The sequence below is a fragment of the Mucilaginibacter sp. P1_A3 genome (genome assembly GCF_056406855.1).
On the sequence record NZ_JBFTZJ010000001.1, the window covers coordinates 174,900 to 188,809 of the forward strand.

Genomic DNA, 13,910 nt, shown 5'->3' on the forward strand with positions numbered 1-13,910 from the left:
TGTTTTTACAAATTAAAAGCCCTGTATTTCTGGCTGGCGGTATTCCCATAAGCGTTGCAGTATTTTAATTTCGTAAGGATATTTATACAGGTTTGTTCTATAACGCAGGGTAGATACCAATTTGATCGCTTTTCTTTTGATATCATTAAGCTTAATATCTGTTACAGTTGGATATACGCCATTAAGCACAGTTTCAAAGTTGCGGATCTTATCTATCATTTCTGGTTTTAGCCAGGGTGTTAATGGATTTTTACGCAGATCAAAATTTTCCCAGGCCGGACTTATCCAATCTTCAAGACTTTTGGGGTATTCAAAACCCTGTTCCAAAACCTGTTTATAAAGTTCCGAACCTTCGGTGGGTACCGGGGTGTAAGTATACAGTACAATCTCGGTACGCGGATTTACAGCTTTTACTTTTTTTATAAAATCAATTTCAAAATCTATCTGGGCCTGTACTTTTTCAGGCGTTGGGGCTGGTGTTCCCAAAACAAATGAATACTCAGGGATGATATCAAACTTTTTTAACCGCTCGGCAAAACGGATGATCTGTTCGCCTGTTTGGGTCCCTCCTTTATCCAGCTGCTCCAAAATATCATTATTACCACTTTCGGCGCCAAAAAATATGATTTTGCAGCCAGCCTTGCGGATCTGTGCCAATGAGGCGTCGCTGAATTTATCCATGGTGTCAATACGGGCCATCCCCCACCATGTCATATTTTCGGGTTCTATCAGTTTTGCAAACTCAACGGTACGTTTTTCTGATACAAAGAAGTTATTGTCATGAAACTCAATGGCATCTGCGCCCCACCTGTCTTTAATGTATTTAACGTCCTTATAAACCGTTTTGGCCGATTTTGCTTTCCAGCGTGCTTCATAAATTGGCACAACGGCACAAAATGAGCAGGTAAAGGGGCAGCCAATACTAGAGTGATAGGCCATGGTACGTTTTCCTAAATAGGTTTTGCCCAGGTACCTGTCTATAGGATAAAAAGTGGCAAGTTTATCATAAGGTAATGGCGGCAATGAGTCCTGATCAAGCAGGTCTTCCTTAATGGTTTTAGTAATTTTACCATCAGCTTTGTAAATCAGGTTTTTAATAAACTCATAAGGTTCATGATTTTCAAGGGCATCTATCAATCTCGGGAAAGCATTATCTCCCGGACCGTTGATGATAAAATCAACAAAGCCCGAGCTTAAAACCGCTTTTGGCTGACTTGAAGGGAAGTATCCTCCCCATATCATGGTGGTGTAAGGATATTTCTCTTTTATTTTTTTTGATAGAGGAATAGCTTCCCTTAGTTGAGGGCCGGGCATCACTGTAAAACCAAGATAGCCAAACTCGCCGGTTTTTAAATAACTTTCAATCTTTTGAAGGGGATCTGATTCACAATTACCATCTACAATCACCCATTCATATTTACCTTCAACAGAAGCGGCGATATTTAGAATAGAATTGGGAATGCGGTGCTTGGCTATAGCACTTTTAGGATTGTAAAGTAATATCTTATTCATACTTACTTATTTTGGCAGTTAAATGAAGGCGATAAGCTTTTATACCCATCGCCTTCTAACCCAGATCAACATTAAACTATTCATAATATACTACGCTGCATAATTGACAGGGGTTGCCTGCTTAATAATAAAAATGACGGGCAACCATATCACTTTTGTGCCCGTTATTATAATAAACCCTGCACAATGCTGACTACTCTCAAAAACTATATTAAAAGCAAGATAAACTCCCCGGCTGTTATAGAAAAAAGTGTAGTGGAAGCCTACGACCTGTGGGCATCTGACTATGATAAACAGCCCGGAAATTTAATGTTGCACCTTGACAAAAGACTATTTGAAAACCTTATTGAAAATATAGATTTTAAAGGCAAACAAATAGCTGATATAGGCTGTGGCACAGGCAGGCAGTGGCCCGCTATTTTCAGTAAAGATCCCGCAGGTGTTACAGGTTTTGATGTATCGGGTGGTATGCTTGATAAATTAAAAGATAAATACCCATCATCACAAACCAGGCAGATTAAAGACAATGCATTTGCTGATATTCCTGATGCTGCTTTTGACATCATCGTTTCAACACTCACTGTGGCGCATATTGAACATATCGAAGAGGCTTTGCAGGCCTGGTGCAGGATGTTAAAACCCGATAGCGATATTATTATTACCGATTTTCATCCACATACGTTAGCATCTGGTGGCAAACGTACTTTTAAACACCGCAATACCTTAATGGCCGTTCGTAACTACGTACATCCTATATATAGTATTAAAGATGTTTTGTTGAAAAATAACTTTCAGGTGGTAAGCCAGCTGGAAATAAAAATTGATGACTCCATGAAACCATTTTACGAAAAGGCAAATGCCATGCATGTATATGAAAAGTATTATGGTTTTCCTGTTATTTATGGCATTCATTTAAAAAGGATTAAATGATACTGCGTAATGTGAGGTTGGCTGATAGCGGAAAGGTGGTTGACATGGAGATTGTTAATGATAAAATCGTTGACGTGAATTACCCGGTGATCAATAGCGGCGACGAGTTTCAGCTTTACTTTGATGATTGCATTGTTTTTCCTGGCCTCATCAACTCGCATGATCATCTTGATTTTAATCTTTTTCCACAGTTAGGCAATCGCATTTATAATAATTATACCGAATGGGGAGCATACATTCATAAGGAGTTTAAGTATGAGATAAACGCTGTGCTTCACGTTCCCCAGCATCTGCGTACGTTATGGGGAATGTACAAAAATTTGCTTTGTGGGGTTACTACGGTGGTAAATCATGGGGAACAATTATTTGTTGAGCCTTCGCTCATTAATATATTTGAAAATACCCACGACCTGCATTCGGCAGCGTTTGAAAAATATTGGAAAATAAAACTAAATAATCCACTTAACAGAAAGTTGCCTGTGGTGATCCATACCGGTGAGGGAACTAACGCACAGGCCGAAAAGGAAATAGACAGCCTTATCAACTGGAATAAATTGACCCGGGAACTTATAGGAATTCATGCAGTGGCCATGACCTCGAAACAGGCTCCAAATTTTAAGGCCATTGTCTGGTGCCCTGCATCCAACTATTTTCTGTTGAATGCAACAGCTCCTATACAGAAGCTGAAACCTTTTACGAACATTCTTTTTGGTACCGATTCAACCCTTACAAGTAGCTGGAACATTTGGGAACATATCGCCATAGCACGAAATACCGGAATGCTTAGTAATGAGGAATTGTATCTATCCCTTAATAAAACCGCTGCAAACGTCTGGAAAACAAACAATGGTGAAATTGCAGCCCTCAAATATGCCGACCTGGTAATTGCAAAAGCAAAAGGACAAACCGGAGGTTACAATGCTTTTTATGCTACAAAACCTGCCGATATTCAATTGATAGTACATCAGGGGAACATTCGTTTATTCGACCAGAGTTTATTGCCCAAATTGGCGAATGAACTTAAAGGAAAGCAGTTTAGTTTGATTAAATTGGGAGATGTTTACAAATATGTGGAGGGAAATATAGGCGAACTTATGTCGTCTATTCATTCTTATTTACCGGGCGCTGTGTTCCCGGGAACATTTATACATCATCAAATATTGTAAAATTGATAAAGCTGGTTGATCTTACTTATCACTCCCATTTAAATTACACCCGGCCAGAACAGGTTAGGGAAAACCATGCTCCTGCCCTGGCTTTTGCCTCTTATCTTAAAAATCACGTCGATATTACTTTTGTTAAGCATGCGTTTTTTGAACAGCATGTGATCATGGACGATGTTCCGTATTATTTTTTTAGAGGGAAAAATAGATTTTGGTCTGTTTCTGTTAAAACCCATCGCTTTATTAAAGCTTTAAAACCCGATATTATATTGGTACAAGGATTGGTATTTCCTGTTCAGGTGATGTTTCTTCGGTTGTTCTGTAATCAAAAATTTAAGCTAATCATCCAGCATCATGGCGAATTACCATCGACAGGTATAAAAGGTTATTTAGAAAAAATAGCCTGCAGCCTTGCCGATGCATTTCTTTTTACAGCGGCAGGCAATGCGGATGTGTGGAAGAAAAAAAATATCATAAAGCGGGATGCCAAAGTATTTGAACTTTTGGAAGCTTCAACCGGTTTTAAAACTATTGAAAAGCAGTTGAGTAAAACATATACCGGTATTACAAGCGAGACCAGTTTTCTTTGGGTGGGTCACTTAAATGCTAATAAAGATCCGATGACGGTTTTAAGTGGCTTTGAACAGTACCTGCGAGCCAAGCCCGGCGCCAAACTTTATATGATATATCAAACAGACGAGTTATTGAGCAGGATAGATCAAAAGCTGGCATCAAACAGCTTATTGTCAGCATCAGTTGTATTGGTTGGGAAAGTTACTAATGCTGCTATGCCTTATTGGTTTAGCGCAGCAGATTATTATATATCGGGCAGTCGTAAAGAAGGGAGCGGTTATGCACTGCTTGAAGCAATAGCCTGTGGTTGTATCCCCATTGTCACTGATATTCCACCATATCAAAAAATAACGGCGAATGGCAAATACGGCTTCTTATATCCGCCCGGCGACGCAGATATGCTGGCCCAAACACTTAAGGAGACTGAAAGTATCAACCCAAAAGAAATGTCGGCAGCTGTTTTAGCCCACTTTAATCAATGCCTTAGCTTTAAAACCATAGCCGATGACCTTGTTGAAATTTGCCAGCGGTTAATGACCAAATAAAGCGGCTACCCTTGCCGTCACAGTTTTAATTGGATAAGCCAAACTTGATTCGTGAAGCAGGTTTTTATTGCTAAGCAAGTCTTTAATTATATCCGGCAAATGTTCCGCGTTATCGGGAACATGATGTTGGGCGGGGCGGGTATTCATCCCATTAACAAGGCTTACCACATGGCAGCCTGCGTATAAAGCCTCACTTAAAACGGTACTATAACCCTCGTATGCCGATGTATGCAAAAATATTCTTGAACGCTGCATCAACGCAAGTACTTCGGGGTGTGCTAATTCACCTATTAACTGGATGTTGTTTTCCAATTTTAGTTTGCTTATCTGTTTTAGAAGACTTTCCATTTGGGGGCCTTTACCGCAGATAACTGTTTTTATGTCCGGGAACTCGGCGGTTAAGCTTTTAACAACATTAACAAACAAATGGTATTGCTTAAGCGGAATAAGCGAACCTGCGCCCATAATATCAATATCCCTATCAACTGATTCCGTATTAAAAAGTGTGGTGTCGACGCCCGTGGGAATGGTATATGCAGGTTCTATTCCATAATTTATCCTGAACTCCCGTGCCAGGCTATCAGATATAGCTATTAATGATTCTCCTTTAGGTTTTATCCGGTTTACGTATTCGTTGCCGGCTTTTGCATCCTGACCAAGCAACCATGCGTAATGCAATAAACTGTATTTTTTGGCAAAGCGGTCGCCAATATAGGCGCATTCGCCCATCCAAAAGCTTAACAGTCCGCTGAGTTCATACTGATTATGAAGCTTTTTTAGAGTTTGCCATACACGCCTCCAGGTAATTAACCTGAATAACTGTCCCTTGCCTTTGCCCGCAATTGCTATAACTTCCACCCCATACCAGTGATATCGTGAAGCGGTGAAGGGATATTGAAAGCTAATCACTATAATATGCAGTTGCGGATTATGTTGCTTTAAAGCTTTTACAAAAACCTGCATCGGTGGTATACAGGTAGTATCATTACTATCCGCAGGAAAACCGGGACTCAATATTACCAATGCTTTGGGCTTATTCATTTACCAGGGGAATTATTTTGTTACAGTGGTTTAAACTTGCGGTGTTATGCGTAATAAATAATATGATTTTACCCTCGGCAATTAGGAGTTTTAACCGATCAAGGATAGCCTCTTCGGCTTGTTGGTCCATTTCGCCAAAAGGCTCATCTAATATCAATACATCAAAATCATGATACAATGCCCTTGCAAGTGTAATGCGCTGGCGTTGACCTCCACTTAGATTTTTACCGTTTTCACGAATCACTTTATTTATCCCTTCGGCATAGCCAGCTAATAATGGTTCAAGCCCGCAAAAGGATATTACCTCGGCCAGCTTTTCGGGGTCATGTTGTTTATCGGTAAGGGTAATGTTTTTAAGGATGGTATCATGAATGAAGAAAGTTTGTTGTTTTACGTAGGCAATCTTTTTCCAGTAATGTTGTCTTTTTATGGTATTTGCAGGTCTGCCATTTATATCTATGTAGCCGGATTCGGGAGTTAAAAATCCTAGAATTAAATTTATGATTGTAGTTTTGCCAGTACCTGATGCGGCCGAAAAGCCTACAAAATCGCCTGAGCAAACCTCAAAACTAATACCGTTTAATACGGTCTGTTCTTTATAGCTAAAACGGATATTATTAAAACGGATAGAATTTATGGGTTGAACAATATTGAGCAGATCGGCAGATACAATTGTTTCTTTAACAGCCAATAGATCATTTAAAGTAAACTCATAAGTTTTAATTTGCCCGGCACTGTTCAATATTTTAATGATACCGGGAATAATTTTATAAGCCGCGGCCATGAACACGCCAATAGTAAGGATACCTACTATTGGCCCATGAGCCGAAAACTTATTAATGAAAATCAAAATAAAAAAACCAAATATGGCAAACACTTCCACCAGTCTTGACGGTAAGCCCTGCAGGGTTTGTTGTGAGGCAATGTTATTATTTAATTGCTGTTGATAGTTGTTATACCTATCGGCCAAAAAATCACTTGTATTATAAATATTGCTTTCTACAAAGCCGGATAGCGATTCCTGTAAATATTGGATACTTTTTTCGCTGGTTACTTTGGTATGTTCGCGTACCTGTTTTGATTTTCGTTTTATAAAATAGGCCAAAATAATTATTGGAGGTACTAAAAACGTCAGTAACAATAAAAACAACAGGGGCTGGTAAAATAAAATTGCGCCGACAGTAAATAAAATGAGGATGCTTTGCGATATGATCTGTTGAACGTTGTTTAGTATATAATGACTAAACTCAATAGGTTGTTGACTTATCTGCCGGATATGCACCGATGAATCAACATTTACAAATTTTATATAGTCATCCTTAAGATAATGCAAAATATTCCTTTTGGATAAGCGCGTTGCTACACCGTAAAAAAAGTGATGTTGAAAACGAAGGATAAGGTATCCCATCCAGTTTTTAAAACAATACAGCACCAGGAACAAGCCGATGAGCAGGATAGAATCCTGGTTGAACCATGCGCCTGGAATAAAATAGTGTTTGTCGGGCTTCCCGGATGTGTAAAAGCCGATAACGATTAGCAGTAATCCTAAAAATAGAATATCCAATACACTAATAAACAGATCGAGCAGGATGAGCCTGCACAACTTGTTTTTTTCTTTAGTATTTAGCAGGGTTAGGATCCCCTTAAAAATATGCTTCAAATCGCCCGATAAAGTTTGTTACTACTTTAAACATTAACGAATATTAAAGCATAATGGTTGCCTGTTATAAACTATAAAGCACCGGTTTTAAACTGCCGGTGCTTTATTTTATGATAAGTGTTTTAAGCTTATTAGTTAAGCTTTATCTCTACGCGTCTGTTTAAAACTCTTCCCTCTTCGGTTGAGTTATCGGCAACTGGTTTGCTTTCGCCATAACCTTTAACACTTAAATTATCGGCACTTATACCGCTGTTTACAAGGTATGTTTTAACTGAGTTGGCTCTTTCAACAGATAGTTCCATATTACGCTGATCTGTGCCTTCGGCAGATGAATTACCATTTAATACAAATTTTACTGTTGCATCTTTCTTCATTTCTGCCACAGCCTTATCTAATGCCTGGTATGAAGCTGTTTTTAAAACAGCTGAGTTAAATTCAAACTGAATATTGCTGAAATTATAGTTTGGCTTTGCAGGTGGCGGCGGCGGTGTTTGCGCAGGGGCCGGTGCAGGCGGCGGTGTTGGTTTTGGAGCCGGGGCATACATTTTTTCGGTTTCAACCGGTGCTGGTTTTTCGGCTAATTTCTTGGCTTTACAAGCAGGAAAAATCAGCGCAACTAATGCAATAAGTATAGGAAATAAAAGGGTTTTTAAAACTCTCATAACTAAGATTGATTTTTTTGGTAAACATAAAAAAATAATCGTTATTCAGCCTAAACTGCTATAACGTATCTATAAATAAAGGAATATCGTGACATTTTTTTGGTAGATGTCGTTATTCTTTGCTGTGAATTAGAACGGAAAAATGTTGTGATAAGTATTTATCCATTTAAGGCGCCTTAAAAGTTTTTGCAGTAATTACGGTTAAAACCGTGTTATTGATGTGGGTAATTAAGTATTTATACGTGGTTAAATTGAGTACCAGCACTGCGGATTGGGTTGAAGAATTTATGTTATTTAGCATAGCCTAAAACATATCGTTATGAAAAGTAACTCCCCTTTTGAAAACATTCAAACACCTGATATTCATTTTTTGCGGCGGATAGAAGTATTAAAGAAATATCCCGAAGTAAGACAGTTGATGGGATATGATCCCTGGGCGGCTGTGCTTACATTTTTTATTGTAGCCGGGCAACTTTGTTTTGCCTGGGGTGTAAGCGTGTGGTTTCCCTCATTTAGTGGCTACTGGTGGCAAATAATCCTGTTATCGTATGTGGTTGGTGGTACTATGAACCATTGGTCGGCAATGGCCGTACATGAAATGGCCCATAACCTGATGCTTAAAACACCTGCCCAGAATAAAGCGCTTGCCATATTTGCTAATATCCCGGTTTTGGTACCTGGAGCTATCGCTTTCAGAACCCATCATATGAAACACCACTCCCATTTAGGCATCGAGGAGATAGATAACGACTTCCCCAGCCACTGGGAAGTTAAAATGGTAGGCAAATCGGGCATCATGAAGTTTTTTTGGTTGTTTTTTTATATTTTCTTTCTTTTTTTAGTGCGGGGATTTGATACTAAACCTACGCGATGGGAATGGGCTAATATCATCACATTAATTATTACCGACATAATAATCTGGGTATTTCTTGGGAAGATAGCCATCATTTATCTGTTCCTCTCAACTTTATGGGGATTCAGCCTTCATCCCGCGGCAGGGCATTTTATTCATGAACACTTTATTTTTCAGGAAGGGCAGGAAACTAACTCCTATTACGGATGGCTAAACCTGGTATGCTTTAATGTAGGTTACCATAACGAGCATCACGATATCATGAATATCCCCGGCCGGCACTTACCAAAGTATTATAAGATTACCAAAGAGTTTTATCAGCACCTGGATTCAACCCACTCGTGGACAAGGATGTTTTATGAATTCATCACCCAACCCAATTTAGGCGCCGATAAACGTTATGTACGTAGTGAGCAGGTACGCAAGCAGGGTATAAAAATGGCCGAAGCTATGAAGCGGGAAAGGGAATTTGTATAAACAGCGTTTATATGATTTATCAATTTATCATGCACTGTTTTTTATATCCCACACCACCACATTCCAGTCTTCTAATCCGTCGTTATGTGTACTCACAACTTCAAATCCCATTTTTTGGTGAATCTTTAATGATTTGGTGTTTCTTACAGCTACTTCTGTTATGCAAAGTTCATAATCTTCTTCCACTTCATTCGCCGTTGCGTTGTAAAGTTTGCTTAATAAACCCAGGCCACGAAAATCTTTATCTACACAAACCTGACCGCCTACAAAAAATTTGTAATCTATTAAAGGTTTGCCCAGGTACTGGTTTTTATGAAACTCCCTAAACATGGGTGCAAGGCTTGGCAATTCATTTTCCATGGCGGCAGTCATCGCCAGGTTATAACCTATTACTTTGTTTTTATATAACGCTATAACCTGTGGTATTTGAGCTGCCATTATTTGTAATAAGGGTACGGTATGCTCGGCAAATACGAAGCCTTGTTGTTCCTGCTGCTCGGTGCTCAGACTTTTGTACAAATTTTGATTTTGTAACTGAACTATTTGCTCAAAATGCTCAATTGACGTTGCTGCTTGAAAAGTTATTTCTGATAGGTTATTTATATCCATGCTATGGGCAAATGTCTTATTTTATGAGTATTTGCGCAAGCATAAATAAATTTACCTTTATCACTATCTTGTTCAATAAATCAAAAACATGGAAAAATTACATTTTGCGGTTAAATTATTATCGCCCCGCCCCACTTTTCCAAACGATATAACCGATAGTGAGCGCGCCATTATGCAACAACACATTGCCTACAACCGGGATTTTATGGATAAGGGCATCATACTTGTATTTGGGCCGGTAATGGATCCTGCAGGAATTTATGGTCTGGGGATATTTGCCGTTGATGACGAGGAGCAGTTAAAAAACATAATAGCAGGCGACCCGGTTACCAGTTTTGCCAAATATGAGTATCACCGCATGATGGCCGTTACCCCTTCAAAGTAGTTAGATATCAGCGAATATTTTTCCTGATACGGCTAAGGGATTGCGGCGTGATGCCTAAATAGGAAGCAATATCATTCAGCGGAACACGCAGTGCAATATCAGCCTGCCTCATCATAAAAAGCTTGTAACGGGTAGTTGAATCCTGTCCCAAATAGATATTTCTTACATTGATCTTTTCAACCAAAGCCTGTTGTATTATTTCATCTATCAGGCTTTTTAAATATGGCACCCGAAGGTACAGAGCCATCAGGTTGGCATGTGTAACAACCAATACTGTTGCTTTACAAGCCGCCTGGATACTTTCATGAGCAGGTACCTGATTAATAAAACTCTTTAATATGGTGCAAAACTGATTTTCCTTTAAAAAATAATGGGTAACCTCATTCCCTTTTTCATTTCTGACCATAATACGCAATACCCCTTCAACAATAAAAAATAACTGCTGACAAACCCTGTCACCTTTAAAAAGGTAATCGCCTTCATCAAATGTTCTGGCTTCAAATGTGTTTGTAATAAGCTCCTGATCATCTACTGATAGATGCTTAAATAAAGATAGAAACGAAATAAGTTTATTGGGCATGGTCCAAATTTCAATCATTTATAAACCATCAGCAAAAAAAATTATCGTTCTTGCTCTTTATGTTCATTTATCTTTTCAAGCCAGCCATCTTTGTTAACCATATATTTAGACAGGTTTGTTGGCTTGGTGAGTTTGGCGTTAATGTTTTTTGAAGGGCCGCGCAATGGTACTATCAACACGCATAAAAATATAAGGATCATCAATACAGCAATCATCATAAATTAAATTTTTAGCTACAACCGTATTAGTTGTAATTGCCTGAATATTAAACATAATGATTGGTTGAGGGCTGTTTAGGTAAAACTCCGGGGCGATTAATTCCGTTGTTTTACAACCTCATGCCCTAATATAGGTAAATCCGATAAAACTTATGAAGTTGTTACGCTTATTTTTCGTCGGCCATTGCTGTAATTGCCTGTAAAAACCAGGCCGCGTGAGGCAACCATTGTTCTGTCCAGCGCCATTCATTGCCATTATCTTCCGTTTTGTAATCAATGCCGCTGCCATCAGCATTTTCCTTTGAGCCGGTAATACCATTTGATATTCCCCCTTTACCAGAACCATGACCAAAGTTTGAGCTCATGTAAGGCACATTGTTTTTACCAAACTGGTACATAAAACACATGGAATATGGATTGCAACCAAGTATCCATGATAGTTGATTTGAGGCATAAGCTGCAATGTTCTTTTTAACACCCCAACCACCTTTTTCAGGATAAACCAACCGGCCTCCTATAATAGCCGCGGTGGCCAATGATGCCAGGCGGGCATTTTCGCCCTGCCACCACCAGCCGGTCTCGTTTTCATGCGGAATAAAGAAGCCATTCTGAATTTTATCTTTCAAACGGAAAGTCTGTCTTGCATAGCCAAATGGATTGCTTGTTTCGGCAGTTACCCGCAGGTTATAATCCAATGCTTTTTTTATAGTGTTTAACGCGGTGGTTCTGTTAGCGGCATCTTTCTCTTTGCTTAAATACCGGCTTAAAGCGACAACCGGCATACCGGCATCAGATGCGTGCCAATATGGGCGGCCACTATCATTTGCATAAAAGTACCCCGTCGGACTCATCCTCTTTTCAAGGCTTTCAGCACGCCTTCGGGCTTCGGTTTGGTAGTATGAACTGTCGGTAGCTATCCAAAGTTCGGTAGCGGCCATCAAGGCGCAGTAATCATCAATGATGTTCTCCTTACCATCGTCATCATATTCGGTGTTATGGATTAGCAGGTGTGCAAAGGCGCGTTTGGCAGCAGCAAGATAATCTTCAGATTTAAAATCTCCATCTTTTTTAAGCTGAGAAATTCGGGCAAGGGCAGCTATCGCCATACCTCCACCTTCGCGAAACGCGCATTGATATTCATTGGTGGTAACACTGTTTGCTTTCAACCCCACTACCCTACGTGCTTTCGGGTCTTTATTAAAATAGCTAAAAACAATCATATAAAAATAATCGTCCGTTGATAAGGCCCGCATAAGGTAGTCTGCACCATACAGCGCTTCGTCAACCGTTTTATCATATATACTGAGCTTGTTCAATGTGGCAGGAATTGTTTGCACAGCGTTAATCATTGACCAGGTAACCAGCGGGATTTGCTGTGGCGACATATAATTGGCATATGCCAGGTGCGAAAAATACTTACTCACATCGCCCGAGGCATCACACCAGCCACCGTGCATATCAACCGTTTTATCACTACCATATAGCAATAGATGTTTATCAGCTTCAAGTTCGGTTGGTGTATTAGCCCGTTGCTTGTTGTAATAGTTGATAATTGAGGGCATCGTATTAATGGCAAGTGCATTTGGACTAATATTAAACTCATCCGACATGTATCGTTTGCCGTTTACACTGATGTTTACCTTATATCTGCCCGATTTAATTACCGATGAAAAATCGGCCTGGTAAAAGAAAGTTCCTTTTGCCCACTGTGTAATTTGTAGCGGACCTTTAAGTGTACCCGTAAAAGCAATTTTACCTTCCTGGTTGGTTAGTGTAAATATGGTTGAGCCCCTAAGCCTGGCGTCGTTACCAACAACCGCCATTTTTGCCCCCCGCGAATCAAAAGCTACCTGGTTCACATAAATTATAGGTGATGCTTTGCAAATACACGGGAGTAAGAGCATCAAATAACTCAGGATATATCTCATGGGATTTTAGGTTTTTTTAGTATTGCAGGATTAATTGATTTCCTGTTATTTACAATTGCAAATTACCAATATTAAGTATCAGCATGAATAAAAGCGCGTTTAAAATCGGCGGTGCTTACCCCTACATTATTACTACAAAATGTGTTGATGTGTATAAATAATTGATTAACAATGTTTTATTGAGTTTAACTATATGGAAATATAAATTGCCATAGTACACTTTTATTTAGGTAGCTTTGAATTGTTATGCGGTAATATTATTCCGGGAGTAGCTGTCCCTCATTACCTTAGTTTCAAAACAACAAAATCACACAAATAATATAAGATCAGGAGATAGTGTTCCCCGGTTCTTAAAGATCCTTTAAAGCCCCTGTAAACGAATACCTACAGGGGCTTTTATTTTTTATATAGATAAGAATATCATGGAAGAAAGAAAGTATTTAACTACCTGGAAAAGGTACATGCCCGTTATCCGTTTGCATTTGAAGAAAAGCCTAAATGAAGATCAGCAGTTTAAACTGAACATCACAGATTTTGAATCTGCGGGAGATCGCGGAAAATCAGGTTACACCTTCAATATCAATATGGAGAATGGCAAAGTTACCAATAACATCAGCGGTTCGGCAGTAGCGCGCGATCTTTTTGAAGCCATTAAAGGTGATGACGCAGTTAAAGCCATGTTACTGGATAAAAACGTTAAAATAAGCGTAGGAAAATCATTTGTATTGAGCATTAAAACCACCCACCTTTCAACTTACAGGTAGGTAGATTATA

Annotated in this window: 14 protein-coding genes; 6 read left to right on the top strand and 8 right to left on the bottom strand. The window is 39.2% G+C overall.

The genetic code is table 11. The annotated features are described in order from the left end of the window. Positions 1-12: 12 nt before the first annotated feature. Positions 13-1,512: a B12-binding domain-containing radical SAM protein gene (locus AC1D0K_RS00825; RefSeq protein WP_477443121.1), complete on the bottom strand. Its 1,500-nt coding sequence runs from the start codon at positions 1,510-1,512 to the stop codon at positions 13-15. 186 nt (positions 1,513-1,698) lie between these two features. On the opposite strand from AC1D0K_RS00825, the gene AC1D0K_RS00830 reads away from it, so the two are divergent. Genes AC1D0K_RS00830 through AC1D0K_RS00840 form a run of 3 tightly spaced genes read left to right on the top strand, consistent with a single transcriptional unit; the run spans position 1,699 to position 4,723 of the window. Then, positions 1,699-2,442 carry a class I SAM-dependent methyltransferase gene (locus AC1D0K_RS00830; RefSeq protein WP_477398493.1) on the top strand — a complete coding sequence of 248 codons (744 nt, stop codon included), beginning with the start codon at positions 1,699-1,701 and terminating at the stop codon, positions 2,440-2,442. Beyond that, positions 2,439-3,608, top strand: coding sequence for an amidohydrolase family protein (locus AC1D0K_RS00835; RefSeq protein WP_477443123.1), 1,170 nt, complete (start codon positions 2,439-2,441; stop codon positions 3,606-3,608). Before AC1D0K_RS00830 ends, AC1D0K_RS00835 begins: the two co-directional genes overlap by 4 nt. Before the next feature lie 2 nt (positions 3,609-3,610). After that, the gene (locus AC1D0K_RS00840; protein ID WP_477443125.1) at positions 3,611-4,723 is read left to right on the top strand and encodes a glycosyltransferase family 4 protein; all 1,113 of its coding nucleotides are present in this window, start codon (positions 3,611-3,613) and stop codon (positions 4,721-4,723) included. Here the strand turns inward: AC1D0K_RS00840 and AC1D0K_RS00845 are convergent. From AC1D0K_RS00845 to AC1D0K_RS00855, 3 genes are all read right to left on the bottom strand, one after another. Beyond that, positions 4,709-5,764, bottom strand: a complete 1,056-nt coding sequence (locus AC1D0K_RS00845; RefSeq protein WP_477443127.1) for a glycosyltransferase — start codon at positions 5,762-5,764, stop codon at positions 4,709-4,711. The two genes, AC1D0K_RS00840 and AC1D0K_RS00845, sit on opposite strands and share 15 nt — an antisense overlap. Next, complete coding sequence (locus AC1D0K_RS00850) at positions 5,757-7,424, bottom strand: ATP-binding cassette domain-containing protein (protein WP_477398485.1); 1,668 nt, start codon at positions 7,422-7,424, stop codon at positions 5,757-5,759. The genes AC1D0K_RS00845 and AC1D0K_RS00850 overlap by 8 nt, the downstream gene beginning before the upstream one ends. 131 nt (positions 7,425-7,555) lie before the next feature. Then, positions 7,556-8,086 (bottom strand): OmpA family protein, encoded by a 531-nt coding sequence (locus AC1D0K_RS00855; RefSeq protein WP_477398483.1) that lies wholly within the window; start codon positions 8,084-8,086, stop codon positions 7,556-7,558. Between the two features lie 319 nt (positions 8,087-8,405). Here AC1D0K_RS00855 and AC1D0K_RS00860 point away from each other — a divergent pair, with 319 nt between their 5' ends. Beyond that, a complete protein-coding gene (locus AC1D0K_RS00860) occupies positions 8,406-9,416 on the top strand; it encodes a fatty acid desaturase (protein WP_477398481.1) in 1,011 nt (336 codons plus the stop codon). A 27-nt stretch (positions 9,417-9,443) separates the two neighbouring features. Here the strand turns inward: AC1D0K_RS00860 and AC1D0K_RS00865 are convergent, their stop codons facing one another. After that, positions 9,444-10,025: an N-acetyltransferase family protein gene (locus AC1D0K_RS00865; protein WP_477398479.1), complete on the bottom strand. Its 582-nt coding sequence runs from the start codon at positions 10,023-10,025 to the stop codon at positions 9,444-9,446. A gap of 88 nt (positions 10,026-10,113) precedes the next feature. Between AC1D0K_RS00865 and AC1D0K_RS00870 the strand changes: the two genes are divergently transcribed. Then, entirely contained in the window at positions 10,114-10,410 is a 297-nt protein-coding gene (locus AC1D0K_RS00870) for a YciI family protein (protein WP_477398477.1), read from the top strand. A 7-nt stretch (positions 10,411-10,417) separates the two neighbouring features. Here the strand turns inward: AC1D0K_RS00870 and AC1D0K_RS00875 are convergent, their stop codons facing one another. The 3 genes from AC1D0K_RS00875 to AC1D0K_RS00885 form a co-directional block, all read right to left on the bottom strand. After that, complete coding sequence (locus AC1D0K_RS00875; RefSeq protein WP_477398475.1) at positions 10,418-11,008, bottom strand: Crp/Fnr family transcriptional regulator; 591 nt, start codon at positions 11,006-11,008, stop codon at positions 10,418-10,420. Positions 11,009-11,031: 23 nt separating this feature from the next. After that, on the bottom strand, positions 11,032-11,208 hold the full coding sequence (locus tag AC1D0K_RS00880; protein ID WP_477398473.1) for a hypothetical protein: 177 nt from the start codon (positions 11,206-11,208) through the stop codon (positions 11,032-11,034). Positions 11,209-11,375: 167 nt separating this feature from the next. Next, positions 11,376-13,136, bottom strand: coding sequence for a glycoside hydrolase family 9 protein (locus AC1D0K_RS00885; protein WP_477398471.1), 1,761 nt, complete (start codon positions 13,134-13,136; stop codon positions 11,376-11,378). A gap of 422 nt (positions 13,137-13,558) precedes the next feature. Here AC1D0K_RS00885 and AC1D0K_RS00890 point away from each other — a divergent pair, with 422 nt between their 5' ends. Continuing rightward, entirely contained in the window at positions 13,559-13,900 is a 342-nt protein-coding gene (locus tag AC1D0K_RS00890; protein WP_295718674.1) for a hypothetical protein, read from the top strand. Positions 13,901-13,910: the final 10 nt, after the last annotated feature.

Bases quoted from the DNA above. Each gene is read 5' to 3' on its own strand.
- AC1D0K_RS00825 (WP_477443121.1), bottom strand. From the start codon at position 1,512: ATGAATAAGATATTACTTTACAATCCTAAAAGTGCTATAGCCAAGCAC.
- AC1D0K_RS00830 (WP_477398493.1), top strand. From the start codon at position 1,699: ATGCTGACTACTCTCAAAAACTATATTAAAAGCAAGATAAACTCCCCG.
- AC1D0K_RS00835 (WP_477443123.1), top strand. From the start codon at position 2,439: ATGATACTGCGTAATGTGAGGTTGGCTGATAGCGGAAAGGTGGTTGAC.
- AC1D0K_RS00845 (WP_477443127.1), bottom strand. From the start codon at position 5,764: ATGAATAAGCCCAAAGCATTGGTAATATTGAGTCCCGGTTTTCCTGCG.
- AC1D0K_RS00855 (WP_477398483.1), bottom strand. From the start codon at position 8,086: ATGAGAGTTTTAAAAACCCTTTTATTTCCTATACTTATTGCATTAGTT.
- AC1D0K_RS00860 (WP_477398481.1), top strand. From the start codon at position 8,406: ATGAAAAGTAACTCCCCTTTTGAAAACATTCAAACACCTGATATTCAT.
- AC1D0K_RS00865 (WP_477398479.1), bottom strand. From the start codon at position 10,025: ATGGATATAAATAACCTATCAGAAATAACTTTTCAAGCAGCAACGTCA.
- AC1D0K_RS00870 (WP_477398477.1), top strand. From the start codon at position 10,114: ATGGAAAAATTACATTTTGCGGTTAAATTATTATCGCCCCGCCCCACT.
- AC1D0K_RS00875 (WP_477398475.1), bottom strand. From the start codon at position 11,008: ATGATTGAAATTTGGACCATGCCCAATAAACTTATTTCGTTTCTATCT.
- AC1D0K_RS00880 (WP_477398473.1), bottom strand. From the start codon at position 11,208: ATGATGATTGCTGTATTGATGATCCTTATATTTTTATGCGTGTTGATA.
- AC1D0K_RS00885 (WP_477398471.1), bottom strand. From the start codon at position 13,136: ATGAGATATATCCTGAGTTATTTGATGCTCTTACTCCCGTGTATTTGC.
- AC1D0K_RS00890 (WP_295718674.1), top strand. From the start codon at position 13,559: ATGGAAGAAAGAAAGTATTTAACTACCTGGAAAAGGTACATGCCCGTT.